24 protein-coding genes and 1 pseudogene are annotated in these 25,732 nt (G+C 61.9%); 11 read left to right on the top strand and 14 right to left on the bottom strand.

All coding sequences use genetic code 11. From position 1 onward, the window contains the following. Positions 1-6 precede the first annotated feature (6 nt). The 3 genes from AC0C6X_RS26445 to AC0C6X_RS26435 all read right to left on the bottom strand — a co-directional run bounded on the left by AC0C6X_RS26445 (position 7) and on the right by AC0C6X_RS26435 (position 2,771). Positions 7-507 carry a tripartite tricarboxylate transporter TctB family protein gene (locus AC0C6X_RS26445; RefSeq protein WP_247960610.1) on the bottom strand — a complete coding sequence of 167 codons (501 nt, stop codon included), beginning with the start codon at positions 505-507 and terminating at the stop codon, positions 7-9. Between the two features lie 159 nt (positions 508-666). After that, a complete protein-coding gene (locus tag AC0C6X_RS26440; protein ID WP_472956048.1) occupies positions 667-1,653 on the bottom strand; it encodes a tripartite tricarboxylate transporter substrate binding protein in 987 nt (328 codons plus the stop codon). 74 nt (positions 1,654-1,727) lie between these two features. Beyond that, positions 1,728-2,771: a 4-hydroxythreonine-4-phosphate dehydrogenase PdxA gene (locus AC0C6X_RS26435; protein WP_472956047.1), complete on the bottom strand. Its 1,044-nt coding sequence runs from the start codon at positions 2,769-2,771 to the stop codon at positions 1,728-1,730. 203 nt (positions 2,772-2,974) lie between these two features. Here AC0C6X_RS26435 and AC0C6X_RS26430 point away from each other — a divergent pair, with 203 nt between their 5' ends. After that, positions 2,975-3,661 (top strand): GntR family transcriptional regulator, encoded by a 687-nt coding sequence (locus AC0C6X_RS26430; RefSeq protein ID WP_247960612.1) that lies wholly within the window; start codon positions 2,975-2,977, stop codon positions 3,659-3,661. A 191-nt stretch (positions 3,662-3,852) separates the two neighbouring features. On the opposite strand, the pseudogene AC0C6X_RS26425 reads toward AC0C6X_RS26430, so the two are convergent. The 3 genes and pseudogenes from AC0C6X_RS26425 to AC0C6X_RS26415 form a co-directional block, all read right to left on the bottom strand. Continuing rightward, positions 3,853-5,115, bottom strand: a pseudogene (locus tag AC0C6X_RS26425) (IS110 family RNA-guided transposase). A 306-nt stretch (positions 5,116-5,421) separates the two neighbouring features. Further along, a complete protein-coding gene (locus AC0C6X_RS26420; RefSeq protein ID WP_334196910.1) occupies positions 5,422-5,679 on the bottom strand; it encodes an HVO_A0114 family putative DNA-binding protein in 258 nt (85 codons plus the stop codon). 2 nt (positions 5,680-5,681) lie between these two features. Continuing rightward, positions 5,682-6,218 carry a ribonuclease toxin HepT-like protein gene (locus AC0C6X_RS26415; RefSeq protein ID WP_472956044.1) on the bottom strand — a complete coding sequence of 179 codons (537 nt, stop codon included), beginning with the start codon at positions 6,216-6,218 and terminating at the stop codon, positions 5,682-5,684. 763 nt (positions 6,219-6,981) lie between these two features. Between AC0C6X_RS26415 and AC0C6X_RS26410 the strand changes: the two genes are divergently transcribed. Then, positions 6,982-10,638 carry a FecR domain-containing protein gene (locus AC0C6X_RS26410; RefSeq protein ID WP_472956043.1) on the top strand — a complete coding sequence of 1,219 codons (3,657 nt, stop codon included), beginning with the start codon at positions 6,982-6,984 and terminating at the stop codon, positions 10,636-10,638. A gap of 17 nt (positions 10,639-10,655) precedes the next feature. After that, entirely contained in the window at positions 10,656-12,644 is a 1,989-nt protein-coding gene (locus tag AC0C6X_RS26405; protein ID WP_472956042.1) for a CHASE2 domain-containing protein, read from the top strand. 8 nt (positions 12,645-12,652) lie between these two features. On the opposite strand, the gene AC0C6X_RS26400 is transcribed toward AC0C6X_RS26405, so the two are convergent. From AC0C6X_RS26400 to AC0C6X_RS26380, 5 genes are all read right to left on the bottom strand, one after another. After that, positions 12,653-13,369 (bottom strand): ABC transporter ATP-binding protein, encoded by a 717-nt coding sequence (locus AC0C6X_RS26400; protein ID WP_173519845.1) that lies wholly within the window; start codon positions 13,367-13,369, stop codon positions 12,653-12,655. Next, a complete protein-coding gene (locus tag AC0C6X_RS26395; protein ID WP_472956039.1) occupies positions 13,350-14,114 on the bottom strand; it encodes an ABC transporter ATP-binding protein in 765 nt (254 codons plus the stop codon). The genes AC0C6X_RS26400 and AC0C6X_RS26395 overlap by 20 nt, the downstream gene beginning before the upstream one ends. Beyond that, the gene (locus tag AC0C6X_RS26390) at positions 14,114-15,118 is read right to left on the bottom strand and encodes a branched-chain amino acid ABC transporter permease (RefSeq protein ID WP_472956037.1); all 1,005 of its coding nucleotides are present in this window, start codon (positions 15,116-15,118) and stop codon (positions 14,114-14,116) included. The genes AC0C6X_RS26395 and AC0C6X_RS26390 overlap by 1 nt, the downstream gene beginning before the upstream one ends. Further along, positions 15,115-15,981 carry a branched-chain amino acid ABC transporter permease gene (locus AC0C6X_RS26385; RefSeq protein WP_472956034.1) on the bottom strand — a complete coding sequence of 289 codons (867 nt, stop codon included), beginning with the start codon at positions 15,979-15,981 and terminating at the stop codon, positions 15,115-15,117. The genes AC0C6X_RS26390 and AC0C6X_RS26385 overlap by 4 nt, the downstream gene beginning before the upstream one ends. A 177-nt stretch (positions 15,982-16,158) precedes the next feature. Next, a complete protein-coding gene (locus tag AC0C6X_RS26380; protein WP_472956032.1) occupies positions 16,159-17,331 on the bottom strand; it encodes an ABC transporter substrate-binding protein in 1,173 nt (390 codons plus the stop codon). A 471-nt stretch (positions 17,332-17,802) separates the two neighbouring features. Between AC0C6X_RS26380 and AC0C6X_RS26375 the strand changes: the two genes are divergently transcribed. From AC0C6X_RS26375 to AC0C6X_RS26355, 5 genes are all read left to right on the top strand, one after another. Next, complete coding sequence (locus AC0C6X_RS26375) at positions 17,803-18,597, top strand: DUF899 domain-containing protein (protein ID WP_472956029.1); 795 nt, start codon at positions 17,803-17,805, stop codon at positions 18,595-18,597. Between the two features lie 38 nt (positions 18,598-18,635). Beyond that, positions 18,636-18,863 (top strand): hypothetical protein, encoded by a 228-nt coding sequence (locus AC0C6X_RS26370; protein WP_472956028.1) that lies wholly within the window; start codon positions 18,636-18,638, stop codon positions 18,861-18,863. Between the two features lie 131 nt (positions 18,864-18,994). Then, positions 18,995-19,516, top strand: a complete 522-nt coding sequence (locus AC0C6X_RS26365) for a hypothetical protein (RefSeq protein ID WP_472956026.1) — start codon at positions 18,995-18,997, stop codon at positions 19,514-19,516. A 155-nt stretch (positions 19,517-19,671) separates the two neighbouring features. Then, complete coding sequence (locus AC0C6X_RS26360; protein WP_173519837.1) at positions 19,672-19,992, top strand: FliM/FliN family flagellar motor switch protein; 321 nt, start codon at positions 19,672-19,674, stop codon at positions 19,990-19,992. Between the two features lie 289 nt (positions 19,993-20,281). Next, positions 20,282-21,049: a 3-hydroxyacyl-CoA dehydrogenase gene (locus AC0C6X_RS26355; RefSeq protein WP_472956024.1), complete on the top strand. Its 768-nt coding sequence runs from the start codon at positions 20,282-20,284 to the stop codon at positions 21,047-21,049. A gap of 66 nt (positions 21,050-21,115) precedes the next feature. Here the strand turns inward: AC0C6X_RS26355 and AC0C6X_RS26350 are convergent, their stop codons facing one another. Further along, entirely contained in the window at positions 21,116-21,727 is a 612-nt protein-coding gene (locus AC0C6X_RS26350) for a helix-turn-helix transcriptional regulator (protein ID WP_210266660.1), read from the bottom strand. Between the two features lie 167 nt (positions 21,728-21,894). Between AC0C6X_RS26350 and AC0C6X_RS26345 the strand changes: the two genes are divergently transcribed. The 3 genes from AC0C6X_RS26345 (at position 21,895) to AC0C6X_RS26335 (ending at position 23,704) form a co-directional block, all read left to right on the top strand. Beyond that, complete coding sequence (locus tag AC0C6X_RS26345) at positions 21,895-22,503, top strand: superoxide dismutase (protein ID WP_173519834.1); 609 nt, start codon at positions 21,895-21,897, stop codon at positions 22,501-22,503. Positions 22,504-22,750: 247 nt separating this feature from the next. Continuing rightward, a complete protein-coding gene (locus AC0C6X_RS26340) occupies positions 22,751-23,347 on the top strand; it encodes a flavin reductase family protein (protein WP_472956020.1) in 597 nt (198 codons plus the stop codon). Between the two features lie 24 nt (positions 23,348-23,371). Continuing rightward, positions 23,372-23,704 carry a hypothetical protein gene (locus AC0C6X_RS26335; protein ID WP_210266659.1) on the top strand — a complete coding sequence of 111 codons (333 nt, stop codon included), beginning with the start codon at positions 23,372-23,374 and terminating at the stop codon, positions 23,702-23,704. A 168-nt stretch (positions 23,705-23,872) separates the two neighbouring features. On the opposite strand, the gene AC0C6X_RS26330 is transcribed toward AC0C6X_RS26335, so the two are convergent. Next, positions 23,873-25,153, bottom strand: a complete 1,281-nt coding sequence (locus tag AC0C6X_RS26330; RefSeq protein WP_173519831.1) for a TRAP transporter large permease — start codon at positions 25,151-25,153, stop codon at positions 23,873-23,875. Then, positions 25,154-25,675: a TRAP transporter small permease gene (locus AC0C6X_RS26325; protein ID WP_173519830.1), complete on the bottom strand. Its 522-nt coding sequence runs from the start codon at positions 25,673-25,675 to the stop codon at positions 25,154-25,156. Positions 25,676-25,732 lie beyond the last annotated feature (57 nt).

Raw genomic sequence — 25,732 nt, 5'->3', positions numbered from 1 at the left:
TCGAGATCAGTAGATCCCGAACCAGGCCTCGACCGGTCCCTTGAGCAGCGGAACCTTGAAGCCGATCTCGAATACGACGAAGAAGAACAGTGAAACGGCGACGCCTGAAGGCAACGCGATCCACCATTTGTAACGCCCCTGGAAGAGCATCGTGCCGGCGATGTAGAGCGCCGTGCCGAGATAGAGGCCGAGCCAGGCGGAAACGCCGGCAAAGGCAATCAGCGGCAACAGGAACAACGCGACCACCTTGGCGCGCTGCCCCTCGATGAAAATCTCGCCCGTGCCGCGATGCTTGAAGAACGCGTGGATGATGTTGGCGACGCTTCCGAGAAGGATCAGCAGGCCGACGTAGAAGGGAAAATAACCGGCTTCCGGCCCGAATTCGGTCCATCCCGCACCGACATCGAGGGATCCGTAGCAGACCGTCGCGCCAAAGGCGCCGGTCAGCACAGCAACGCCAAGCTCAACCGCGAAGCGGGAGACCCCATTCGCACCGTTTTCGCTCATGATCATGACCTTTCAAAGCGGATGACGGGCGCCTCCGCATGATTCCTGAATCGGGATCGATTTAAGGAATTATGCTGCAATTTTAAGTGCTACAGCGTCCATGGCGCGTCAGGCGTAACGCACGGCGCTGTAGAGGCACCCGTCCCGATATCGCGCCTGTTAGTTGGCGAGCCAACCCTCGCGCTTCAGCACTTCGCCGACAGCCGCGCCATCCATTTCGATGGCGGTCTTGAAGTCGTCGCCGGCAATATAGGACGGCGACTGCGAGGTGTCGGCGAGGTACTTCGCCCATTCCGGCGTTTCGGAAACCTTGCGCATCAGGTCCGCATAGAACTTGACCACATCCTGGTCAACGCCGGCCGGCAGCCAGACGGTGCGCGGCATGGAGTAGTTGTCGATGGCGATGCCCGATTCCTTGCAGGTCGGGATATCGCTCCAGGCCTTGTCTCCGGCGACTTTGGCGTCGTTCGTAAGCTTGACGCTCTTGAAGACGCAGAGCGGCTTGACCATGCCGGCTTGCCACTGGCCGAGGTTTTCGCTCGGATTGTTGACGTTGGCGTCGAGGTGCTCGCCGGCAAGCTGTACGGCCGCTTCACCGCCGCTCTTGAACGGGATGTAGTTGATCGTCGCGCCGGTCGCCTCGTTGATCATCGAGGTCAGGATCTGGTCGACGTCCTTCGACTGGCTGCCGCCGATTTTCAGGCCGCCTTCCTTCGCCTTGGCGGCGAAGTCTGCTGCGGTGTTGTAGGAGGACTTGCCGTTGACCCAGAGAACGAACTCGTCAGAAGCAAGCGCCGCTACCGGCGTCAGGTCTTCCGTCTTGTAGGGAACCTTGGCGCGAACCGGCAGCAGGTAGGCGTTGTTGGTGCCGAATGCCAGCTTGTAGGCGTCGCCCTTGTTGGTGGCGGTATAGACGAAGCCTTCGGCGCCGCCAGCGCTGCCCTTGTTGGTGACGACGACCGGCGCCTTCATCAGCTCGTACTTGCCGATGATCGCCTGGATCGTGCGGGCAAAGATGTCGGTACCGCCGCCCGGACCGGCGGTAACGACGAATTCAACCGGGCGATCGGGCTCGAAAGCGGCGGCCGGAGCGGCAACGCCGAAAGCGGCTGCCATGATGCATGCGATGGAAACTGATTTCTTCATGTCTGGTCCTCCCGTTATTTGAGTTGCGGCGCAAGACCTCCTCCTGCGCCGTTATTGCGTGAAAGCGCGCGAAATCAGGCAGCCGCCTTGAGAGCGGCCTTTTTCTTCGCCATGCGCACGGCAAGCAGCAGCGCTTCGCGGCTGGCGCCGACGTCGGCAATCCCCTTGCCGGCGATGTCATAGGCTGTGCCGTGAGCCGGCGTGCAGAGCGCGAAGGGCAGACCGCCCATCATGGTCACGCCCTTGTCGAAGCCCATCAGCTTCATCGCGATCTGGCCCTGGTCGTGATACATGGTGAGGACGGCGTTGTAGCCTTCCTTCAGCGCCCGACCGAAAACGGTATCCGCCGGGAACGGACCCTCGACGTTGAAACCGAGCGACTTCGCCTTCTCGACCGCGGGCTCGATGATGTCGATCTCTTCCATGCCGAAGCTTCCGCCATCGCCGGCATGCGGGTTGAGACCCGCGACGGCAATCCTCGCTTCGTCGTAACCCGCCTCCTTGAGGCAGGCCTGGGTCAGCTCGAGCTCGGCGATGATACCATCGATCGAGAGATTGTCGGCCACGTCCTTGAGCGGGATGTGCGAGGTGACGCGGGCGTTCCAGACCTCTTCGAGGACGTTGAACTCGCGAACCTTGCCGGTGAAGCCGAGAACATCGGCAACGAAGCGGATTTCATCGTCATAGCCCGGATAGGCGAAGCGCATGGCCTTCTTGTTGAAGGGCGTGAAGCAGACGGCATCGGCCTTTCCCGCATGCGCCAGCTCGAGCGCCGTGCGGAAGTTGCGGGTCGCAAAGGTGCCGCCGGCAAGCGTCGCCTCGCCGCGAACGACGTCGGAAGGATCGAGGTGAGCGAGATCGACGAATACGTGACGCGACGTTCCGGCCTTGTCGAGATCTGCGAGCGACGACTGATCGAGGTCGAGCGTCACGCCGGCAGCCTTGGCACCCTCATCGAGGATCCGGCGATCGCCGATGGTGATGATGTGCGCGGCTTCGCGGATGTCCGCAAGCGTCAGCAGCTTTGCGGTCAGTTCCGGGCTGATGCCCGCCGGATCGCCCATGGCGAGCGCAATGACAGGACGCGCGCCGTTACCGGCAGCACCGTTGGTCGTCATGTGAGATGTCCTCCGCTTCATTCTTTCGGCTGCCGTCATACGTTATTCAACATTCTGCATCAAGTCTTTTGTATTCTGTATGCAGCATTTTCTGTTGACGATAGAAGAGCCGGTCTCCATGCTTTAATGAGACAGCACTGATTCAATCGGCGCGAACGGGAACAGACGGCCGGCGCCCAGCCGCCAGACGCAGAAGCAAGACCATGAACGAAATCACATCTCTTGAGAGACGGCCGGATGGCGGCCCAGGCCCGATCCGACGCACGGCACTGCACGACACGCTGGTCAGCCATCTGCGCGACATGATCATCGAGGGCGACCTATCGCCCGGTACCCGCCTACACGAAGGCCAACTCGGCGAGCAGCTCGGGGTGTCTCGCACGCCGCTGCGCGAAGCCATAAAATATCTTGCGAGCGAGGGCCTGGTAGAGCTCGTTCCGAGCCGCGGTGCCGTGGTCAAGCGCTTCAGCGCCAAGGACGTGCACGACATGCTGACGGTTCTGCAGACGCTGGAGGAGCTTGCCGGCAAGCTCGCCTGCGAGGCTGCAAGCGATGCCGGTATTGCCGAAGTGCGCGCGCTCCATGACGAGATGGTCCGGCGCTACAAGGCCGGCGACCGGCTGCAATATTACAAGCTCAACCAACAGATCCATTCGGCCATCGTCCAGCTTGCCGCAAACGCCGCTTTGGCGGACATGCATGGCATTCTGCAGACGCGGCTGAAGCGCATCCGCTTCATCGGCCACGAGGGACCGGAGAAATGGGCAGCGGCCGTTGCCGAGCACGAGGAAATGATCGTCGCACTCGAAGCTCGCGACAAGGCAAAGCTCTCCGAGGTCCTCGGCCGCCACCTCATGAACGCCTGGGAGCGCGTGCGCGACGCGGTGTAAGCATCGCAGCAGGCCCGGCGCAAGCGAGCCCTCTCTGCGCGGGGCCCGTCCAGTACGCGCCTTCCATCAAAACTTCGATTAGGCGTTCGTAATGACCGTCGCGTTTAGCCACGCGAAGGTTCCATTTTTGGCGAGTTCGCAGTGCTAAGTGGGCAGTCGCCGAGGAAAATGCGGAAATTCCTAAGAAACATTCAGCCGGATATTGGCGCGGGTTGTAGGGTATACCCGAACGACTTTGCTCTTCGCTCGAGATTGGTGAGGACGCGTCGACGGTAATTCTCCTCGTAGTGGGAGGCTCCCGGATCGCTGTATGCCATACCGTGCCGCAGGGTGTTGTAGAACAAGACGGCGATTTTCCGGGCCGTGGCAGTGACCGCCTTGGCCTTACCGACGCGTGCGGACAGACGCCGATAGAATGCCCCCAACGCGGTCTGAGTGCGCCCAACCGCAACCGCGGCAGGTCGCAGTAGCGCCGCGGCCCGGCTAGCAGACCGTCGGGTGCGTGACGACAACACTTTGCCGCCGGAGATTTTGTTGCTTGGTGAGAGGCACAGCCAGGAGGTGAAGTGCTTGGCACTCGGCCAGGCCGAGAGGTTGGTCCCGCACTCTCCGACCAATTTGAGCGTCAGTTAGGGCCCGAGCCCGTGAATCTGAGTGACGTCGCAGCCGAGCAAGCCGTACAGGGCGGTGCGAACATCAAAGGCTGGGTCATTGGCTTGCTTCTGCGTTGTCCGCACGGTCGGCGGTTTGCCGACAGGGGTGGACGAGGCCTTCCGCAGCCGCTTCAACACAGCCTCGATGCGCACGTCGCAGAGCGCCACTTTGGCTTGGTAGACGTCGTACAACTCCAGCGCCTGGGTCAGGGCAAAGATGTGCTCTTCGCGATCATTGCCGACAAGCGCTTGACGGATCGTCTCCGCAGACGCTTGGCAGCGTGGTCACGATAGGACGCCAGAACCATCGGGTCGCGCTCACCGGCGACAATCGCACGGATGATGGCCATGCCGGTGACACCGGTGATGTCTGCCACCACGTGGTGGAGCTGCAGATTCATTTGCGTCAGCGCTTTTTGCATGTGCTGGATGTGCGAGGCAGCGTAGTCCAGCAAACGTTCGCGTTGGCGCAGATAGGCGCGCATGATCGCAACTTCGCCCTTCAGCCGGAAGCTGGCCCTGAGCAATCCATATTCATGCAAGCGCTGCAGCCATTGGGCGTCGCTAATATCGGTCTTGCGACCCGGCACGTGCTGTATCTCGAAGACCGGAATCCAGTAGACCCCCGTGGACTCCATCGCGACCGTGCGCACGCCACACTGCGTGAACCAGTCGGCCAACCTATGCGGTGAAGGTTCCAAAACTGCGCACCGGCTCGCAAGCTTGGTCGGGACCGACCGCGGCCACGTGCATCGTCGCCCCGATGTCGATTGCCGCGGCATTCAAGTGAGTCGGCGAAATATCCCGCTGCGAGACTTCTTTGCACCAGCCATGGCGGGCTCTCCTCTTCTGATGTCGAATGGAGAGGCTGGGCTGTGCCAAAGAATCAAATTCCTAAACGGGATCGCCGTAAACGGCGTCACCACTCTCAAGCGCGCAACAGCCCATGGACCACGTTAGGTAACGGGGTTAAACACCACCAAAATGCCGACGGCCTCTCCTCTCCAGCGCTCACTCTAGCACACCGTTTCTATCGCCGCAGGCGGGGCTCCGACCCGCGAATGGTTAGGTAGCAAGTGCCACTGAGATACCGCGTCGGCCGCGCGGTCAGACATGGAGTTCGTCAAGACTGATCCGAAGCTCCGTCACCGCCAATTCTGGGCGCTTGGGTCTGGAGCCGACCAGACAGATTATGCCCACTTCTTCTAGCATACCCAAGCTTCTGGACACATTTGGTTGCGGACGATCAGCCAGACGCGATAGGCTGGCAACGCTCTCCGGTTTGTGGCGATGAATAAGTGCAAGAAGCCGACAATTCTCCGGCGTCAAAGCGCGAAGCACTTGTTCCGGTCTAGGCTTTTCCACGACTACGATCCACCGGACGTACCGCCGCCTGAGCCGTCGCCACCGCCGTTGTCATCGGGGGCTTCTTCAAGGAGCGCTTGTTCAAGAGAACTCACAGCTTCGATGAAAGCTGGAAGAGCCACAGTCACCCTATCAAGGTTTTCGCGCACCCTTTCCGGCTTTAGATCGAAACCATACCGATGGCGAACAAGACGCCGAAAGCTCTTCAACTCGCTTAGCGACTCATAGAGTTCACTATCCAGGACGGCGGGCCGTATCCCAGCGATTTCGGTAACCATCTGGTCGAGGAGGTCTTGATGCATTGTTGCGCCCCCAGGCACCGCATCGTCGACATCCCTCGCCAGGCTCAACAGGATGTCCTCGATGCCATTGTAGATGTTGTGAACTCCGAGGGATATTGCAGAGGCGGCCCCCCAGTCACCGGCAAGAAACTCGTCATAATGGCTGTTAGAGTACTTCTTAAGCTCTGATAGCTCCGCTCTTGCCCTCTCCATCTTTGGCGACAGTCGTGCAAAGGCTGGATGCCTAAACAAGGTCATGCAACATCTCCTTTAGCCGCTCTTCAGTGAGGTCGGCCTCAAAAATAAGATCATAGGGAAGGCCAGTCCCGCGCAAGTGCTCGGCTACCAGACGTTCAACCATGGCGCGGCGGTGCGGAGCGGCGCTTCCATGAACAAGAAGATCTATATCCGAGTGCGCCTTGAAGGAATTCTTTGCAAGAGACCTACGATAGATACGTCGACACCGAGCCGTTGCGCGTCCTTGACGATACGACTGGCGCTTTCTATCGCAGACAGAAGCCGGCCTGTCGCTCTCTGTCTGGTCAGCGCGTCCAATTTGTTCATCGCCTGTCATCCTTCGACTTGCAAGACTGAAGCCCGTATCGGTGCCAACTACCATGTATATATATCACCAAAAGATATACTCAACACGGGCAATCGAGGTTAAGCGTCCGGAAACGTTTGGACCGCCGCCCAGCCCTTTTAGAAATTACCAGTGAGCCAAACCAGGATAGAAATGGTGATTGCGGTTTCGAGTACAGCATTCTGCCTCGCGAGGGCGGTGCTTTCCTTCCGGATCGTGTATCACAGAGCATGGAACCTTGTAGCATTTGCTACATATGCCGCGAAAATGCGCACCCTGCTGGCTTGCACCTCTCCCGAACGTTACGCGCGGCATAACACAACCTGTTTCCGGAATAAGACACATAGCTTGGAAAACAACTTCGAATATTCGAACGCTATTGACTTTGACTCACTCGAAATTCACTGAATCCACAGTGGGGTGGAGACGGGAAATAAGATGGGGCGGCAAAGACTTCGAGTACTGCTTGCGACAGCAGCGATACTCTGTCCAAGCATAGTATTCGCGGAACCGGTTAAGCGAACGCCGCCCGTCGCCGGATCGGTAATCGCCCGCAAATCCGGCGAGGAAGTTCGTTTCGTCGATGTTTCGAACTGGCGCTTCGTCGACCTCGCGCAGGATCTACTTTCTGGCGACGTCCTGCGCACCAATGCAACCGGGGCTCTCGCGGTTCTCTTCTCCGACCACACGCAAATCCGGCTCGGCCGCAACACGGCGCTGCGCGTCAAGCGCATGGGAGCGGGCGGCGACACGAACCTCGAACTGCAGTCGGGCACGATCTGGGCGCGCGCGGAACGCGGCGGCCAGGGTCTCGAAATCGACACGCCTGCGGCAACGGCGGCCATTCGCGGCACGGACTGGACGTTGACCGTCGCTGGTGACACGACCTCACTGACCGTTCTCGAAGGCGTCGTGGAACTTAAGAACGCCTATGGTAGCGTGACGGTAAAGCAGGGCGAAGGTGCCGTGGCCGCGATTGGCAAGGCGCCAACCAAAATCGTGATCGTCACGCCGAAAGACCGCGAGCAGATGCTGTTCCATCTGTCGCTCCGTGATGCATTCGCCTTGATGCCGCCGACGCCGCTCAAGGTGCGTGACATGCGCCGCGAGCGCGAGCGGATCGAAGCGCAGCCTGAATCCTCTCGCTCGGCCGAAGACTGGCTGACGATCGCCGAAATCTACCTGGGGCTCGACGGACGGACGAAGGCGTCAGCGGCACTGGAACAGGCCCGGCGGCTCGGCCTCAATCGATCGCAAAACGCACGCGCAGACCTCATCGAAGCGCTCATTGCCGGTTCCGAGAACCGATATAGCGATGCGGCGCGGCTCTTTGAAAAGGCAGCCCCCGGGCTCGATGCCAAGCGCCGCTCAGTCGCCGCTTACGGCGGCTATTTTGCCCGCGCCCTGGCAGATCCGGATCGTATCGAGGAGCCGCCGTCTCAGGCAGCGGGGGCCTATGGGGCTTTTGCCGCCGCCTGGACCGCGGGGTTCCGCACCGACATTCGCGCGGCGATTGAAACGATCAAGAAAGCGGAACGGCAATATCCGGATGACCCGTTCCTTCCGGCGGCGCGCGCGCAATTTGCCATGTTGCTTGACGATCGCGACGAAATCCGCGACGGCATCGAAAGGGCTCTTGCGAATGATCCCGACGATCCAACCGCGCTTGAATCTCGCGCCAAGTATCGTTTGCTCATTGAAAATGATCGGCACGGTGCGCTGGCGGACCTTGAGCGCGCTGTCGAAATCACCCCGGGCGATCCGTCCATCTGGAACTGGATAGGCTTGGCGAAGAGCGATCGGGGCGACAATCGCGGCGCCGAAAGAGCGTTCAAGAAGGCAATCGAACTCGACCCGGCAGACCCGCTCTACCACGCCAATCTCTCGATCCTCTACCTCGATGAAAACCGGATGAAGGAGGCGAAGGATGAGATCGACGCGGCGCTCGCCGCCGACCCGTCCTTCGACATCACCTTGGTCGCCCGAGGGCGCTACCACATGCAGACAGGCGAACTGGACAAGGCTCTGAACGACCTGCTCGCCGGCTCGACCGCCAATCCCGCCTATTCCAATGCCCAATTGCTGCTGGCAGGCGCCTACTACGAAAAAGGCGACCGCATCCCCGCCGCGCAAGCACTCGACAATGCCGATCGCCTCGATCAGAACGATCCGGTCATCATGCAGATGCGAACCGCCATTGCGATCGACGAATACGATTCCGATGCGGCAATCCGCTATGCGCAGGAACTGATGCGGCGAACCCGGGCGCGCGGTGGCGACAGTGCGCCGCTGGGCGCCAATCAGGACGCCGGCTCGACGCTCAACGATGCCTTCCGCCTTCAGGGGTTGAATGCCTGGGGTCAATATTACGGCGACGTGGTCTTCGATCCATTCACGGGATCGAGCTATGTCGACCAAGCGGTGCGCGGCAGCGTCAATCCGCTGTTCAATGACTACGATTTCGACGGCAGCCCGGTCGTCAACACCGCCAACCCGCAAAGTTTCTCCGCCTTCTTTCAAGGCTTGCTGATCGAACCCCATATGCTGGCGAGCCGCGAGCGCACGACGAACATTGTCCAGCGACCGTTCTTCGAGGCAGCGCTCGGCGGCGGCATCATCGCCGACGACGATCACACGGGCTGGATCGGCGAAGCGGAGGTGCGCGGGCTCACCTTCTCGCCCTTCCCGATCAGCGTCTTTGGCAACCTCCATTGGGAGGAGCCACGCGATACGATGGACCTTGGTCAGGGCCTGGCGATCGAGCGCGAGACGCGCCTGCTCGGCGGCAACGGCTACCTTACGGCCTCTCCAACGCCGGACGACAGGATTGTGGCCTACGCCAACTATGTCGATGTTGATGATGTCAGAAGCATTTTTGACATTCCGGATCCACGCGCGGCACCTTTTGATCTGGATGGGATCAATGACGACAGCTCGTCACGGCTGCTATCGGGCGTGGCCTGGAGCCATACATTCGGCTACCGCAACATAGCCAACGCCGCTTTCTTCTTCTCAGACCGAAACATCGTCGAAAACGAGCGAGTTCGGTTGTCGGACGTGACTTTTCCCGACCTTGCCACCAGTCGAAGCGAGGACGAACAGCGGACCTATATCGCCGCCATCAATCACCTCTATGGTGATGGTGATTTCACCTGGCGGTACGGGATCGAAGGTGGTGTGGTCAGGTCGTCGAGCACGCTCGATATCTTCGATCCGCTCGGGGTCAGTACCGGCAACATCAACAATCCGCTTATCGCATCCGCCTCGACATCCGCGACGCAGACCGTCGCCAAGGCCTATCTCGACACGATCTACGAAATCACGCCGGACCTGAAGGCGGAAGGCGCGCTGTTTGCCCGCTACATCGAGGATGTCAACGACGGCGATATCCGCCTCGAACCGAAGCTCGGCATCGCATGGGCGCCGGCGGAGGGCCATTGGTTGAGAGCAGCCGCCATGCGCGACGGCTTGAACTTCGACGTCGCCACCCTTGCCCCGATCGGCGTCGTAGCCCTGCAGCCAAACCAGCTTCGCTTCGGCGCGGAAGGCTACGCCGACACACTGGCATTCCGCTGGGACGCGGAATGGAACAATTGGCTGTTCACGGCGCTCGATTACCAGCACCAGGAAGTACGCGAACTGTCGCTTGATATCCCGCTCTCCACCAGTAGTCTCGACTACGCCAAGGTCGGGCTCGACCGGGTGGCTGCGACGGCAAACTTTGCGATCGGCCACGGCTTCGGTCTTTCCTTGACGGCGGCCCATACGGAAGCTGACGTCAAGGAGCGCACTGCCAACCAATTGGACGAACTTCTCTTCGTGCCCGAAAACACCGGGCAGGTAGCGCTGACCTGGGTCAACACCGCCAACGTCAAGGCGACGATCGCGGCAAACTACATCGGCTCGCGGCCGGCAGGCGGAACGACGCTCGACGACTTCTGGACGCTCGACGCATCGCTGCAATGGGAGCCTTTCGACAAGCAGATCGAAGTCGACCTCGCGGCATTCAATCTGCTTGACGAGGACTTCGAGCTCAGAAGCGGCATTCCCGGCTGGGGACCGACGTTCAAGGGCACGATCAAGGTGCGGTTCTGATCAAGGAGCACATCGCCGTGCAGGCATCGGGCGGCCGATACGGACAGTTGGATGCTCGTGGCTTCGCACTGCGGCGGCTGAAGCTTCTGGGGCTTGCCGCCTTTGTCAGCATCGCGCTTTCGCTTGCGACCCTGACCAATGCCTGGCTGCTCAATGAATTGCGCAGCTTCGACTATCTGTCGACCGTCGGCACGCCGCCGCTGCCCGACAACAGCCCCGTCGTCGTTGCCATCGACGAGCCATCGATGGCCGAGATCGGCCGGCAGTGGCCATGGCCACGTGCCCTCCACGCCCGTCTCATCGAAGCGCTGCGCAAGGCCGGTGCCCGCGCGATCGGGATGGACGTCATTTTTGCCGAGCCGTCTGCCGATCCGGCGCATGATGATGAGCTGGAAAATGCGCTTGGTGCCGACGTCGTCCTCGCCGGCGACCAGACGCTGGTGGAAGCGCCACAGGCCGATCAGTTCGTGCGCACCGAGCCTCTTGCCCGCTTCACTGCCAAGGGTGCCATAACCGGCATTGCCTCGGTCAATCTTGGCGGCGACGGCACGCTGCGCTCGATCCCCGATTATCCGGACGGTTTTGCCGCCGCTCTCGCCGGGATCGCCGGCACGCGGAGGCAACCTCCCCCGACGGACGCGCTCATCCAGGTCTTCGGACCGGCGCGGACCTATCCGACCGTTTCCTATTACCAGGCGCTCGATCCCGACAATTTCCTGCCCGAGGGCACCTTTCGCGATCGTGTCGTGCTCGTCGGCCTCAGCTTGCAGAATGCACCTTCGATTGCCGATGGCGGCGCCGATGCTTTTGCAACATCCGATACCGTCCATTCGAACAAGCTCGTTTCCGGCGTCGAGATGCAGGCGACGATCTACGACAATCTTGCGCACGACCTCTTCATCCAGCGGGCTCCACGACCCATTGTAATCGCTGCGATCGCATTTGCGGCGATCCTGGCCGCTTTCGCCGTGCTCAGAACGACGGGGTGGCGCACGCTCGGTTACGCCATTGTCGCGCTGAGTCTCATTGTTCTTTCAAGCTACGCGGCGATGCGTCTTGGCCATGCCTTCCTTTCGCCGCTCGGCCCGGGACTCGCCTTCCTTGCGGTGGCCGCCGGCCAGGCTGGGCTGGACTATGCCGACGAACGTCGACGGCGCCGCGAAATCACCCGGGCCTTTCAGCAGTACCTATCCCCGGCCCTTGTCGAACGACTGGCGAAGGACCCGTCGCATCTGAAGCTCGGCGGCGAACGACGCACGCTTTCGATTCTCTTCTGCGACATCCGCGGTTTCACCACCATTGCCGAAGAAATGAAGGACGATCCGGAGCGATTGACGACGCTCGTCAACCGATTGCTGACGCCGCTGTCGGATGCGGTGCTGAAGCAGGGCGGTACTATCGATAAATATATCGGCGACTGCCTCATGGCCTTCTGGAATGCGCCGCTCGACGACCCCGACCATGCGGTCCATGCGGTGCGTGCAGCGCTCGACATGCTTGCGGCGCTCGCACGGGTCAACGAGGAGCTGGAGGCCGAGGCGAAGCGGGAGCGCGGGCCCGCGCAGACGCTGCGGATCGGCATCGGCATCAACACCGGCGAATGCGTCGTCGGCAACATGGGCTCGCATCAGCGCTTTGACTACTCCGCCCTCGGCGATGCGGTCAATCTCGCCTCGCGTCTCGAAGGAGCGTCCAAGGATTACGGTATCTCGCTGCTCCTCGGCGAGGAGACCGCGCGTCTCGTGGAAAAGACCTTCCCGATCGCGGAGCTCGACCGCATCACCGTCAAGGGACGCAGCACCGTATCGCCTGTCTTCACCGTCGCGGTCGGCGCCAACAAGGAAGCGCTCGAGCGCCACCGGTCTTTCGTGCAAGCCAAGTATGACGGCGTGCTTCAGGCGCATGACGTGGTGTTCGACCAATTGCAGAAAGTCCTGCCGCCACTTGCGCGCTACTACGAGCGTGAGCGCAGCCGTCTCGATCCGCCGCGGCACGAACCGGGTTGAACCCAGGCTCAATGCAAGCCGCCGACTCCCAGCAGCCGCTCTACCGCACCGTGGTCCTTGGCGAGCGCCTCAGGTGTTCCTGTCCAGGCGATGCGGCCGCGCTCGAGCACGATCACGTGATCGGCAAAATCGAGCGCGCTCTGGATGCGTTGTTCGACCAGCAGGATGGTCATGTCGCCGGTCTTTGCCAGTTCGGCGAAGGCCTTCATCAGTTCCTCGCAGATAACCGGCGCCAGACCCTCCAGCGGTTCGTCGAGAAGCAGGATCGAAGGTCGCCCGAGAATCGAGCGCGCCGTCGACAGCATCTGCTGCTCGCCGCCGGATAGCTGACTGCCGAGATTGCGTCGCCGTTCATGGAGACGCGGGAACATGTCGTAGGCTTCCTGGATTGCGCTCTTGGGACGGTTCTTGAGCCCGACGAAAAGGTTCTCCTCGACGGTCAGTGTCGGAAAAACGCAACGCGCCTGCGGCACGAAACCAAGCCCCTGCATGGCGCGCGCGGCGCTCGGCAGCGCCGTCACGTCCGTGCCACCCATGCGGATGCGCCCGTCATATCGCCGCGTCTGGCCGGCAAGAGTGGCAAGCAGTGTCGTCTTGCCCATGCCGTTGCGGCCAAGAACGGCGAGGCGGGCTCCTGCCGGAACGGCGAAAGACACACCTTCGAGCACGCGCGTCGGGCCATAGCCCGCGGACAGGTTTTCGACCTCAAGCGGCGTGGCTGGCATTGGCATAGCTCCCCAGATAGGCTTCCCGTACGCGCGGATCCTTCGTCACCTTCGACGGCGACCCGTCGAAGATGATCGCGCCCGCAGCCAGAACAATCACACGCTTGGCGAAGCGGAAGACGAGGTCCATGTCGTGCTCGATCATCAACACGGCGAGATCATCAGGCAGATCGGCCAGCGCCTGCTCGATGCGGCCAGTGTCGCTCTGCGGCACGCCGGCGGCGGGCTCGTCGAGGAGCAGCACCCTCGGTTTCAGCGCCAGTGCGACGGCAATCTCCAGTAGGCGCTGCTGGCCATAGGCAATCTCGCTCACCTTGCGGTGCATCAACTCCTTGAGGCCGAGCTTGGCGAGAAGGTCCTGGACCTCGGCCATGACATCGGACATGCCCAGAAAATTGCCGAAGAGGCGGCCAGCGCGACCGCTTCGTTGCAGCACGGCCAGTGCAACATGCTCGGCGGGCGTCATGTCGGCAAAGAGGCGGGTCACCTGGAACGAGCGAACGAGCCCCCGCCGCACGCGGCCGATCGCATCGACGCCGGTCACGGCTTCGCCACCGATACGCACCTCGCCGGAGTCAGGCCGGAGGTTGCCGGTGACCAGGTTGACGAAGGTGGTCTTGCCGGCGCCGTTCGGGCCGATCAGCGCCACCCGGTCTCCCGGCGCCATGCTGAGGCTGACATCGTTGGTGACCGCAAGCCCGCCAAAGGCGCGTTTCAAGTTGCGGACTTCAAAGATCGGCTGCATCACTTCGCCTCCCGGCGGCGGATAACGAAACTGGCGACGGTACCGTAGATGCCCCTCGGTGCGAACAGCACGACGGCGATCAACAGCGCCCCGACCATCGTCAGCCAATGAAAGGGGTTTGCCGCCGACACGACGTCCTCGAAGAACATGAAGACGACCGTCCCCGTCAGCGCGCCGAAAAGAGAGCCCGTACCGCCGAGTACCAGCATGACAAGGCTTTCGGCCGACATCGTGAAGGAAAGGCTGTCGAGACCGACGACCTGGGTCGTGATCGCGTTCAGCGCGCCGCCGACGCCGGCAACGGCGCCGGATATGACATACATCTTCATCAGCGCGATCTTCGGCGAGGCACCCATGGAGCGGATGCGGATCGGATCTTCCTTGATGCCCCGGCACAGCATACCGAAAGGCGAGCGCACGATCAGCCGCAACAAAACGAAGACGATCGCGAGCAACGCAACGCCGAACACGTAAGCTGTGCGTCCCCATAGGTCGAACTCGTAGAGACCGAGGAGCGCCGTCGGGGCGATCCCGGAAAGGCCGTCGCTGCCACCGGTCCAGGACGATGCCTTGTTGGCGAACTCATGAAAGAGATGGATGAGCGCGATCGACAGCACCAGTTGTGGCAGACCGTGGGCGCGCAGGATGACGACACCGCAGACGAGCCCGGCCACCGCGCCAGCCACAATACCGAACGCCAGCATGGCGAGCGGATCGTTGATGCCGTAATGCGCCGAGGCGATGCCGGCGGCATAGGCGCCGGCGCCGAAGAGGGCGGCGTGACCGAGCGTCGCAACACCGCAATAGCCGGTGACGAGATCGAGCGACAGCACCAGAAGAGCTACCCCAATGATCCGGGTCAGAAGCGCCAGATTGTTGGGAAAGAGGAAATAGCCGATCACCGCGACCAGCAGGATGATGCCCAGGCCAATGAGGTCTCCACCGTTGAAGCGCCGGCGCACGGGCGATGCCGCAATCATGTCGTTCGTGGTCGTCATGGTCATCCCTTGGCCCTCCCGGCGAGCCCGCGCGGAAAGATGCAGATGATCGCGATCACCGCCAGATAGAAGAAGAACTCGCCGAATTCCGGCATGAGGTAGCGGCCGGTCGTATCGATCGCGCCGAGCAGCAGGCAGGCGATCAGAGCGCCGGGGATCGAGCCGGCACCACCGACAGAGACGACGACGAGGAAGGTCACCATGTAGCGCAGCGCATAATAGGGTTCGACCGGAAGCAACTCGGCGCCGACGACCCCACCGAAAGCGGCGAGCCCAACGGCAACCGCAAAGCTCACGGCATAGACGATCTCCGTGCGCACTCCGAGGGCGGCAGCCATCGCCGCATTGTCGACCGAGGCGCGCAGCTTCACGCCAAAGGCGGTCTTTTCGATCGCGTACCAGAGTCCGGCGGCGACCGCGAGGCCGCAAAGGATCGCGAAAATGCGGTGCGTGGCGATCGCCCGGAAGCCAAGGTCGACCGATCCCTGCAATTCGCTTGGGAACGGCACGGTCTTCAGCGTCGGCCCGAAAACGTAGTTGGCGATACCGATGATGCAGAAGGTGATGCCGATGGTCATCAGCACCTGGGTCAGTTCCGGCGCGCCGTAGATCCGCCGATAGAGCAGCCTTTCGATCGGAACAGCGATGGCGATGGTACCAAAGATCGCAAGGAGGATGGCGAAGCCATAGGCAAGGCCGAGATCGCGCGCGGCATAGGAGGCGATGTAGCCGCCGATCATGGCAAAGGCGCCATGCGCCAGGTTGACCACGCGCATGAGGCCCATGGTAACCGAAAGGCCGATGGAGATGACGAAGAGCACCATGCCATAGGCAAGGGCATCGATCGCAATGCTGAGGACGGTTTGCATGGGGCTATCCGTTGCCCTTTCTTCCAGTTTTTGCCGCGCCGGATTGGGGACGCATAATATGCGCGCAGCGCCATCCCTGCGCCAGCGCCTGTGATGTCGCGGTGCACGCGTCTCCGCTCACGGGCGCAGCCGATCTGCGCCTCGGTGCTGGCGGCGCTAGGCGCCCGCCTCAACCTCCTACTTCAGCGCAGCGAGACCGGGGTCGCCCTGCTTCTCGAAGGTCTGGATTTCCTTGTTGTAGTAGGTGCCGTCATCGGCCTTGGCGACTTCGCGCAGATAGATGTTCTGGGTGATGTGGCGCGATTCCGGATCGATGGTGACCGGGCCGCGCGGACTCGTCCAGGAGAGACCCTTGACCGCATTGACGGCCTTGGCCGCGTCCTGCTCGCCACCGGTCGCCTCGATCATCTTGTAGATCACGTGCATGCCGTCATAGGCGCCAACCGAGGGGAAGGAGAGCTCGGCCGGGTTGCCGATCGCCTTGCCGGCCGCTTCGACGAAGGCCTTGTTCTCCGGAGAGTCATGCGAGACCGCGTAGTGGAAGGTCGTCTGGATGCCGAGCGCGGCCTCGCCGAGGGCCGGCAGGTCGGATTCCTGCGTCAGATCGCCGGGGGCAAAGAACTTGATGCCGCCGTCCTTCAGGCCGTTCTCCTTGAAGGCCTTGACGAAACCGAGCGTCGTCGGGCCGGACGGCAGGAAGGCGAAGACGCCCTCGGCACCGGAATCCTTGATGCGCTGCATGATCGGCGAGAAATCATTGGTCGCGAGCGGCATGCGGATCGCCTCGACCACCTGGCCGCCGGCCGCTTCAAATCCCGCCTTGAAGGCGTTCTCGGCATCGACACCCGGGCCGTAATCGCTGACGACGGAGATCACCTTGGAGACACCGGCATCCTTGGCGACCTTGGCGATCGGCGTGGAGGTCTGCCAGGTAGTGAATGAAGTGCGCACGACGAGTGGGCTCTTGGTGACGATCGCAGAGGTCGCCGCATTCATGATGACGAGCGGCACGTTCGCCTGGGTAAGGAGCGGCGTTACCGCCATGGCATCCGGCGTGAAGTAGAAGCCGGCAAGATATTGCACGCCTTCCTTCACCACCAGTTCCTGCGCCAGCGCCTTGGACTGGGCGGGATCGGCCTGCGGCACGTCGCGATAGATTATCTCGATATCGTCGTCGCCGACCTTGCTGCCGTTCAGCGCCATATAGGCGTCGATGCCGGCCTTGAAATTCTTCCCCTGAAGCGCGAACGGACCAGAAAATGGCCCGACGACGCCGATCTTGATCGTGTCGGCATAAGCCGCGCCGCTCATTGCCAAAGCCGCGACCGCAGCCAGAATCATCCGTTTCATGTTTCCTCCCTGAAATGCCGATCGCTTCCGAACCGGCATCGTCCTCGCAAACCCCGTTGATTTGATAGGCATCAACTTGCCATGCCAAACGGTGATGTAAAAATAAAATATGGGGCCAAAATCATAATCGGGAAGTTATGCATCCGGAAGGCGGGCCAACCATACGAAGCGTATTCAACGGTGATGCGCGCTACGTCAACGACAACCGAATGACGGCCGCCGGCAGGTGGACCGAGACATGGGAAGTATAGAAGGGGAAGCCGTTGCGGGGCCGCGCCGAAGCGGAGACGCCCGCCGCCCTCGCCGGCCCACACGCCCCCATCGCATCGCCCGATTTAATTCCGTCACAGTTGTTACTCCCGACATTTGATCCGTGGTGCCAAACTCCCCTCGATGACGGCGCGACGACCTGCATCCCGGCGCTCCAGCCGCACGACGCAGAATTCGTCTCAAACGAGGAGATTGAAAGCCATGATCAAGACAGTCGACAATGGGCAGGCCACCGACCAGCCAACCATGCAAAAGCCGGAGGTCGTCTCTGCGCAGGCCTGGGAAGCAGCACGCCAGAACCTGCTCGTAAAGGAAAAGGCCTTTACTCGCGCTCGCGATGCGCTCGCCGCCGAGCGCCGGCGCATGCCGTGGATGGCGATGACGAAGGAATATGTCTTCGAGGGCCCGGACGGCAAGGCGAGCCTCCTCGATCTCTTCGCCGGTCGGCATCAGTTGATCGTCTACCGCGCCTTTTATGAGCCGGGTGTCTATGGCTGGCCCGAGCACGCCTGTCGCGGTTGCTCGATGGTCGCGGATCAGGTTGCCCACCTTTCCCACCTCAACGCCCGCGACACCACCCTGGTCTTCGCTTCGCGAGCGCCGCAGGCGGATATCGCCAGGCTGAAGGCGCGCATGGGCTGGACGATGCCCTGGTACACCATCACCGATAGCTTCGACCTCGATTTCGGCGTCGACGAGTGGCACGGACACAACGTGTTCTTCCGCGACGGCGATCGGCTGTTCCGCACCTACTTCATCAACAACCGCGGCGACGAACAGATGGGCGGCACCTGGAACTATCTCGACATCACGCCGCTCGGCCGACAGGAGGTCTGGGAGGACTCTCCCGAGGGCTATCCCCAGACCCCGACCTACAAGTGGTGGAACTGGAACGACAGCTACATCGAAGGCGCCGCGCCCGATCGGCGCTGGGTCGAGGTCTCGGACGCCGGCGAGGCGGCGATGCGAAGCCAGGACGCGAGCTCGCTGCGATGAGCGCCGGACTTTCTGCCGGCGCGCGAGAGCTCCGCTGGATGGCGGCGCGTAGGGCGGCCGATGGGCTCGCCCTCGCGGCGTCGCCGACCTTCGCGCTCATGGCGATTTCGACCGGCGCATGGGGCACCGAGGTCGGGCAAATGTTGTGCGCCGGCGAGCCGGCCCCGCAGATCGGCGGGATGACCATGATGTACCTCTTGATGAGCGTCTTTCACCTCGCCCCATGGCTGCGGCTCCTTCACGCCACCAAGCCCGAGGCAGCCTAAAGCCGTCCGTATATCCGCCTGGCAATACACCATACCGGCCCTACTTGAAGGCAAAGCGGGGCCGGTCTTCGCGACACGCAAAAGGTGTGGAAACGACCGGAACCATATGTCCGTGATACCGGCGAATGGGCATGCTGTTGATTCTGAGAGGCTGTGACCTCTTGGGATTGAAGCAGGAAACGGCTTCCGCAGGTAAATCCGGCCGCCCGCGAACAGCATTGTCTGGAATGGTTGCCGGGCAATGCCGCGTGAGAACGGTTCCGGTGGAAATATTTGATCGAATCGGGAAAACGAACTTGAGTGTTGCAACATCCCAGCCGACGCCGACACGTTTCAAGCTACGCCTGGTGCCGTCACTGGTCGGCGCCCTCCTGAGCGTCGCCGCCCTTACGTCGTCGCTATACTATCTCGTTGGTCCGCAAAGCATTCCCGCGGAAGTCGCCGCGATCGATCTGTCGGGGACGCCGACAGATGCAGGCGCTTCCCCGAACAAACCGCCAAGCTTCGAGATTCTCTACAGCAACGGTGATCAGGGGCTGATGGTTTACGAAGGCTACGTCTATGTCGTGCGACTCGGCGACAAGTTACCGAACGGCCGGCGCATGATCGGTTTCCAAAAACGGGACGGAAACTGGAACGCAGTGACGCTTTGAGGCCATCTGCCGGCCCGGCGTTGTGGATGTTAACCGTTTGTTAACGCTCGCCTACGAGGCAGGGAGAACCCCCATTTAGCCACGGTTGCCACCCAGGGCGAACTGGCGCAACTCTTTGTTAAAGAGTCGTGAATCAGTGCTTTGGATGGTGCAGAATGATTAACAAGAAGCTACAGGATGAGCTGGTCGAACTCGACGAGAGCCCTGCGCTTGAGAGCCGCTCGGTGATGAGCGAGCGTGCGGTCCAGGGCATTCCCCTGGCGATCGAAGCCGTCATCGGGCGCGCCAAGCTGACAGTTTCCCAGATTTCAAAACTCCATCCTGAAGACACGATCCATCTCGACCGCAATTTCGGCGAACCGGTGGAACTCAAGGTCAACGGCATGATCATCGGCAGAGGCGAGATCGTCTATGACGAATCCAGCAACGCCGTCGGCATCAAGATCATCGAGACGTCGCCGATCGCACGACGCTAGATTCCTCGCCAGGATGCGCAGCTGACCAGCGAGAGAGATGGACGTCAGGCGGCGCACACGGCAGCGCCCGCCCGCCGGGAGATATCATCAGTCGAGTCGGTTTCTTCCTCGGCGTCCAGCCCCGCTTTGGACCCGAACCGAACCACATCTGGTGGCGAACGTCTAGACACGGCTTGCGGAAGGCAGGGAAACATAAGCCAGGAACGGGCACAACGCCGCCCTTGGCTTCGTGCCGCCGCAAGGCTATGTCCATGCCTATCGACACGATCCGGTACGGGAGGAGCCTCAGATGCTGATCGATGGAAAAGTCTTTATCGTGACCGGCGGCGGTTCGGGCCTTGGCGCAGCCGTCGCGCGGCGGCTGCATGGCGAAGGCGCCCGTGTGGTTCTTGCCGACGTCAACGCCAAGGCCGGCCAGAAAATGGCCGACGAGCTCGGCAGCAACGCCCTCTTCCACAAGACGGATGTCACCAGCGAGACGGATGCCGCCGCCGCCGTTGCAGCGGCCTTGGACCGCTTTGGTCATCTCCACGGGCTTGTAAACTGTGCCGGCATTGCACCCGGCGAGAAGGTGCTCGGCCGCGACGGGCCGCATCGGCTGGAGAGCTTTTCGCGCGCGGTCACGATCAACCTGATCGGCACCTTCAACATGCTGCGGCTTGCCTCCGAGGCGATCGAGCGAGAAGAGCCGGGCGACGACGGCGAGCGGGGCGTGATCGTCAACACCGCATCGGTCGCCGCCTTCGACGGCCAGATCGGCCAGGCGGCCTATGCTGCCTCCAAGGGCGGCGTCGTCTCGATGACGTTGCCGATCGCCCGCGAACTTGCCCGCCACGGCATTCGCGTCGTCGCCATCGCTCCGGGCATCTTTGAAACGCCGATGATGGCCGGCATGCCGCAGGAGGTACAGGATTCGCTCGGCAAGAGCGTTCCCTTCCCGCAGCGCCTCGGTAAACCCGACGAGTTTGCCGCACTCGTGCAGCATATCTGCGAGAACCGCATGCTGAACGGCGAAGTTATCCGCCTCGACGGCGCGCTGCGCATGGGCGCGCGCTGATAGGATCAGCTTCCGACGCCGCGCCTGCATTCAGCCGGCGCGGCGTCGTGCTCCTACCGCCGCCGATCAGGCGGCTTGATCCACCATTTTGACGACGTAGGCGCAGCGCCGAGCACCGGCGAGAATGTGCTCGGCGCGCTCGACCTCGACACCGGGGCCGAGCACCGCACGGAACACACTCAATTCCGCCCGGCAGAAGCCCTGGCAGCTCGTTGCGGCAGCGCAGATCGGACAGTGGTTCTCGACGAAGAGCAGCGTGCCGTCGCCAGGATCCTCGCAGGCCGCCATATAGCCTTCCCGCGATCGCAGCCGCACCAGTTCGTCCACCCGCTCGCGCAGGTCCTTCTTGTCCGTCATCGCTGCGCCATAGTTCTGCCGGGTCTCGTCCTCCCGCGCCGCGATCAGCCGCTCGATCGCCGCCTCGCCGAGCGTCTGGCGGATCGTCCTCAAGAGCTGGACGGTAAGCTCCGCATGGGTATCGGGAAACTCCGCATGGCCGGCGGCGGTCAGCCCCCAGAACTGCGAAGGGCGGCCGACGCCTTTCGCCTCCGACCACGATAGGACCAAACCATCCTCGGCAAGACGGACAAGCTGCTGTCGCACGGCCTCGCCGGTAATCGCCAGACGCTTTCCGAGTGCCGTCGCCGTCTGCGGGCCATGCAGCTTGAGCGCCAGCATGATGCGCTCGCCCGGCGTGCGGCCGCTGCTCCGCTCTGAATTTAACAAGGGATCGCTTGACATATTCCTGCACACAGATTTACAAAGAAGTCTCTTGCTAAATACACTCTCATCCAACCGCAGACAAGTGATCCCTCGAGAGTGTCCCGCCCGCAAAGGATTTGATCATGGCCTTCGAACTTCCCGCCCTTCCCTATGCACCCGGTGCGCTCGCTGAAAACGGCATGAGCGCCGAGACGATCGAGTTCCACCACGGCAAGCATCACCAGGCCTATGTCACGGCGCTGAACGGTTTCGTCGAGAAGGATGTATCGCTCGCCGACCTGTCGCTCGAAGAGATCATTCGCCACAGCCACGGCAAGGCGGAACTGGCGCCGGTCTTCAACAATGCCGGCCAGCATTGGAACCACATCCTGTTCTGGAAGAACCTTTCGCCCAAGGGCGGGCAGATCCCCGGTGCGCTCGAAAAGAAGCTCATCGAAGACTTCGGCAGCGTTCAAGGCTTCAAGGACGCCTTCAAGGCGGCCGCCACCAGCCAGTTCGGCTCCGGCTGGGCCTGGCTCGTGCTTGGCCCGGACGGTAAACTCAAGGTGACGAAGACCGCCAACGGCTCCAACCCTGTCGCCATCAACGAAGGCAAGGCTCTGCTCGGCCTCGATGTCTGGGAACACGCCTATTACATCGACTACCGCAACCGCCGGCCGGACTACGCGTCGAACTTCCTCGACAAGCTCGCCAACTACGAGTTTGCCGAAGCGGAATTGAAGTCCGCCTGACCGGCTGAGGATCGCCCTGAGCTGGAAGCAGCTCTACTGCATGTCTCCTTTGATCGTAGCCGGTTAAAGGACAAAGGCATGTGGCAATTCAAAGTGCTACAGCGACCTTTGCGCGTCGACGCGCGGCGCTGTGGGCAGCAAGTCAGAGAATTTGCGGCAGCCCTCTTGCCCCCGCCTGAGCCTGGCTTCCGCAAACCCCGTGGCGTCTCCCCGCCGCCACGGGCTATCCTCAGTTGGAACAAGACCCATGCGCCAGACACCTCCGCTTTCCGTCGACATCGACGCCCACGCCGATCTGGCCGTGTCGAAACCGGAGTTCGCCGACACCCTGTCGCATCTCGCTGCCACCGTCTGCGTGGCAAGCGCCGGCAAGGGCGCCAATAGTCTTGGCCGGACCGTGTCCGCCACCTTTTCACTGACCGCGAACCCGCCATCGATCGTCGTTTCGATCAAGGCTAACAGCCCGCTTGCCATGCGGATTGTCGCCGAGCAAGGTTTCTCGCTCGCCATGCTGGCCGAGGGGCAAGAATTGATCGCGGACGCCTTCGCCGGCAAGATTGAAGCGTCCAGGCGTTACCTCGTCGGCATCTGGGCTGACTGGCCGAGCGGACGGCCGAGGCTTCTCGGCGCTGCCGCCGCGCTCGACTGCCTGCTGAGCGCTTCGGTGCAGGTCGGCGACCACACGTTATTCGTAGGAACAATTGTCGCAACCGAGACTTCCACCCATGCCGGCCCCTTGATCTGGAGCCGCCGGCGGTATCAGTCTCTCAACGGGACGAGATCGTTGCCGGCTCAGCCGAGCAACGGGCCCGCGACGTTGCACCCAAGCAAGCCTGCGGCCTGAACCGGCGATCGCGTAGGAGGAGCAATGCGGCAAGCGCTCGAAAAGCTCTTAGAAACCGGCAAGGACGACGCCCTGCTGCGCTTCACGCTCGCCAGCATCTGCCTTCAGGAAGCGGACCTCGATACCGCGCTTGCCCATGTCGAGCGCGCAATCGCCTTCGACCGGGACTATTCCGCTGCGTGGAAACTGCGTGGTGCCATTCTACACAAGGTCGGCCGGTTCGAAGAGGCGCTCCAGGTCTGGCGCGAAGGCCGCGCCGTCGCCGAGCGGAAGGGCGATCTGCAGGCGGCAAGGGAGATCGGCGTTTTCCTCAAGCGCCTGGAACGCCAGTGCATCGCCGCCAACAGAAACGATTAGCCGGCCCACCTTCAAGGTGGGCGGTCCGGCAGAGATGCCGAGTTCCGCAGGACCACCTACAGCGCCGCGCGTCTTTTCAGACGTGCAAACGTCGCTGTAGGACTTTGATTTGCTGCATGTCTTTGTCCTTAAATCGAGGTCGATTAAGGAGACATGCAGGGGGTCAGCTCACTTGAAGACCGACGGCAACCAGAGCGACAGCGCCGGGATGTAGGTGACAGCCATCAGCACTGCGATGCTGGCGCCGAAGAACGGCCAGATCGTGCGCATCGCCTCGCGAATGGAAATTCCGCCGACGGCGCAGCCGACGAAGAGCACCGTGCCCACCGGCGGCGTGTTGAGCCCGATGCCGGCATTCAGGATCATCACCACCCCGAAATGTACCGGATCGATGCCGAACGCCTTGACGACCGGAAGCAGCACCGGCGTGCAGATGATCACCATCGGCGCCATGTCCATGAAGGTGCCGAGGAACAAGAGGATGATGTTGATGACGAGCAGCACGATGATCGGGTTCTCCGAAATCGCACCGATCGCGCCGATCATCAGCGCCTGCACCTGCAGGAAGGCCATCAGCCAGCCGAAGGATGCCGCCATGCCGATGACGAGGAGAACCATGGCGGTGGTGCGCACCGCCCCCATGACCGCTTCGACGAAGCCTGTCCAATCCAGTTCGCGATAAACCAGCATCGCGACGAGGAAGGCATAGAGCACGGCGATGCAGGAGCTTTCGGTGGCGGTGAACACGCCGGAGCGCACGCCGCCGAAGATGATGCCGATCAGGACGATGCCCGGAAACGAGGCGAGCAGATAGTAGAAGAGCCTGGAAAAACCCGGGAACGGCTCGGCCGGATAGCCTCTGCGCCTTGCGACGACATAGGCGGTCACCATCAGCGAAAGCGCAAGCAGCAGGCCGGGAATGATGCCGGCGGTGAAGAGATCGGCGACCGAGACATTGCCGCCGGCGGCGATCGAATAAAGGATCATGTTGTGCGATGGGGGGACCATCAGCGCGATGATGGCTGCGTTGACGGTAACGTTGACGGCGTAGTCACGGTCATAGCCGCGCTTTGCCATCTGCGGGATCATCAGGCCGCCGACGGCCGAAGCATCCGCGACTGCCGAGCCGGAGATGCCGCCGAAGAGCGTCGAGGCCACGATGTTGACCTGGCCAAGGCCGCCACGCAGATGCCCGACGAGGCCGGCGGCGAACTGGATCAGCCTGTTGGCGATGCCGCCGCGCACCATCAGGTCGCCGGCAAAGATGAAAAACGGGATCGCCATCATGGCAAAGACGTTCATGCCGGAATTCAACTGCTGGAACACCACCACCGGCGGCAGGCCGAGATAGAGCACGGTGGCGAAGGAAGCGATACCGAGGCAAAACGCGATCGGCGTGCCGATGAGCATCAGCAGGGTGAAGACCCCGAAGAGAATAGTGTAAGCCATTCAGGCCATCTCCTGCACGACGATATCGGCGGCGACATCGACACCCAGAACCAGATCAACGAAACGCTCGGCAGCGAAGAGGGCAATCATCACGCCGCCGACGATGAGCGGAAAAAAGTCGACCCCTCCCGGCCATCCAAGGACCGGAATAGTGGCGCTCCATGTGCCGATGCAAAGAAGCAGTCCGTAATAGGCCATGGATGCCCCGAAGATGACGATCAGGCCAAGGCTCGTCAGATCCATGGCAAGCTGGACCGAAGGCTTCATCACGTGGCGGATGACATCGAGGCCGAGATGCACGCTCTCGCGCACGCCGACCGCCGCGCCAAGCATGATGAACCAGGCCATCAGGTGGAGAGACAAGGGCTCCGACCAGCTTGGCGAGTCGTTCAGAACATAGCGGGCAAACACCTGCCAGCCGACGATCAGTGTCATGGCGACCATGCCGGTGCCGGCGATATAGAGCGACGCGCGGCTTAGCGCCCCGAGAAGCGGGCGTATCGCCCGCATGAAACGACGCATCTTTCTTCCTCCTCCGCGAAAGCAATCCTATGGACAGTTGCGAAGGCCGGTTCCTTT

The organism is Ensifer sp. VA4, from assembly GCF_055710065.1.
Note: the sequence above shows the minus strand (reverse complement) of the source record. Positions and strands in the feature narration are given on the sequence as shown.

Excerpts from the sequence above, each read along its gene's own strand:
- AC0C6X_RS26445 (WP_247960610.1), bottom strand. The coding sequence starts at position 507 with ATGAGCGAAAACGGTGCGAATGGGGTCTCCCGCTTCGCGGTTGAGCTT.
- AC0C6X_RS26440 (WP_472956048.1), bottom strand. The coding sequence starts at position 1,653 with ATGAAGAAATCAGTTTCCATCGCATGCATCATGGCAGCCGCTTTCGGC.
- AC0C6X_RS26435 (WP_472956047.1), bottom strand. The coding sequence starts at position 2,771 with ATGACGACCAACGGTGCTGCCGGTAACGGCGCGCGTCCTGTCATTGCG.
- AC0C6X_RS26430 (WP_247960612.1), top strand. The coding sequence starts at position 2,975 with ATGAACGAAATCACATCTCTTGAGAGACGGCCGGATGGCGGCCCAGGC.
- AC0C6X_RS26415 (WP_472956044.1), bottom strand. The coding sequence starts at position 6,218 with ATGACCTTGTTTAGGCATCCAGCCTTTGCACGACTGTCGCCAAAGATG.
- AC0C6X_RS26410 (WP_472956043.1), top strand. The coding sequence starts at position 6,982 with ATGGGGCGGCAAAGACTTCGAGTACTGCTTGCGACAGCAGCGATACTC.
- AC0C6X_RS26400 (WP_173519845.1), bottom strand. The coding sequence starts at position 13,369 with ATGCCAGCCACGCCGCTTGAGGTCGAAAACCTGTCCGCGGGCTATGGC.
- AC0C6X_RS26395 (WP_472956039.1), bottom strand. The coding sequence starts at position 14,114 with ATGCAGCCGATCTTTGAAGTCCGCAACTTGAAACGCGCCTTTGGCGGG.
- AC0C6X_RS26390 (WP_472956037.1), bottom strand. The coding sequence starts at position 15,118 with ATGACCATGACGACCACGAACGACATGATTGCGGCATCGCCCGTGCGC.
- AC0C6X_RS26385 (WP_472956034.1), bottom strand. The coding sequence starts at position 15,981 with ATGCAAACCGTCCTCAGCATTGCGATCGATGCCCTTGCCTATGGCATG.
- AC0C6X_RS26380 (WP_472956032.1), bottom strand. The coding sequence starts at position 17,331 with ATGAAACGGATGATTCTGGCTGCGGTCGCGGCTTTGGCAATGAGCGGC.
- AC0C6X_RS26375 (WP_472956029.1), top strand. The coding sequence starts at position 17,803 with ATGATCAAGACAGTCGACAATGGGCAGGCCACCGACCAGCCAACCATG.
- AC0C6X_RS26370 (WP_472956028.1), top strand. The coding sequence starts at position 18,636 with ATGGCGGCGCGTAGGGCGGCCGATGGGCTCGCCCTCGCGGCGTCGCCG.
- AC0C6X_RS26365 (WP_472956026.1), top strand. The coding sequence starts at position 18,995 with ATGCTGTTGATTCTGAGAGGCTGTGACCTCTTGGGATTGAAGCAGGAA.
- AC0C6X_RS26360 (WP_173519837.1), top strand. The coding sequence starts at position 19,672 with ATGATTAACAAGAAGCTACAGGATGAGCTGGTCGAACTCGACGAGAGC.
- AC0C6X_RS26355 (WP_472956024.1), top strand. The coding sequence starts at position 20,282 with ATGCTGATCGATGGAAAAGTCTTTATCGTGACCGGCGGCGGTTCGGGC.
- AC0C6X_RS26350 (WP_210266660.1), bottom strand. The coding sequence starts at position 21,727 with ATGCTGGCGCTCAAGCTGCATGGCCCGCAGACGGCGACGGCACTCGGA.
- AC0C6X_RS26345 (WP_173519834.1), top strand. The coding sequence starts at position 21,895 with ATGGCCTTCGAACTTCCCGCCCTTCCCTATGCACCCGGTGCGCTCGCT.
- AC0C6X_RS26340 (WP_472956020.1), top strand. The coding sequence starts at position 22,751 with ATGCGCCAGACACCTCCGCTTTCCGTCGACATCGACGCCCACGCCGAT.
- AC0C6X_RS26335 (WP_210266659.1), top strand. The coding sequence starts at position 23,372 with ATGCGGCAAGCGCTCGAAAAGCTCTTAGAAACCGGCAAGGACGACGCC.
- AC0C6X_RS26330 (WP_173519831.1), bottom strand. The coding sequence starts at position 25,153 with ATGGCTTACACTATTCTCTTCGGGGTCTTCACCCTGCTGATGCTCATC.
- AC0C6X_RS26325 (WP_173519830.1), bottom strand. The coding sequence starts at position 25,675 with ATGCGTCGTTTCATGCGGGCGATACGCCCGCTTCTCGGGGCGCTAAGC.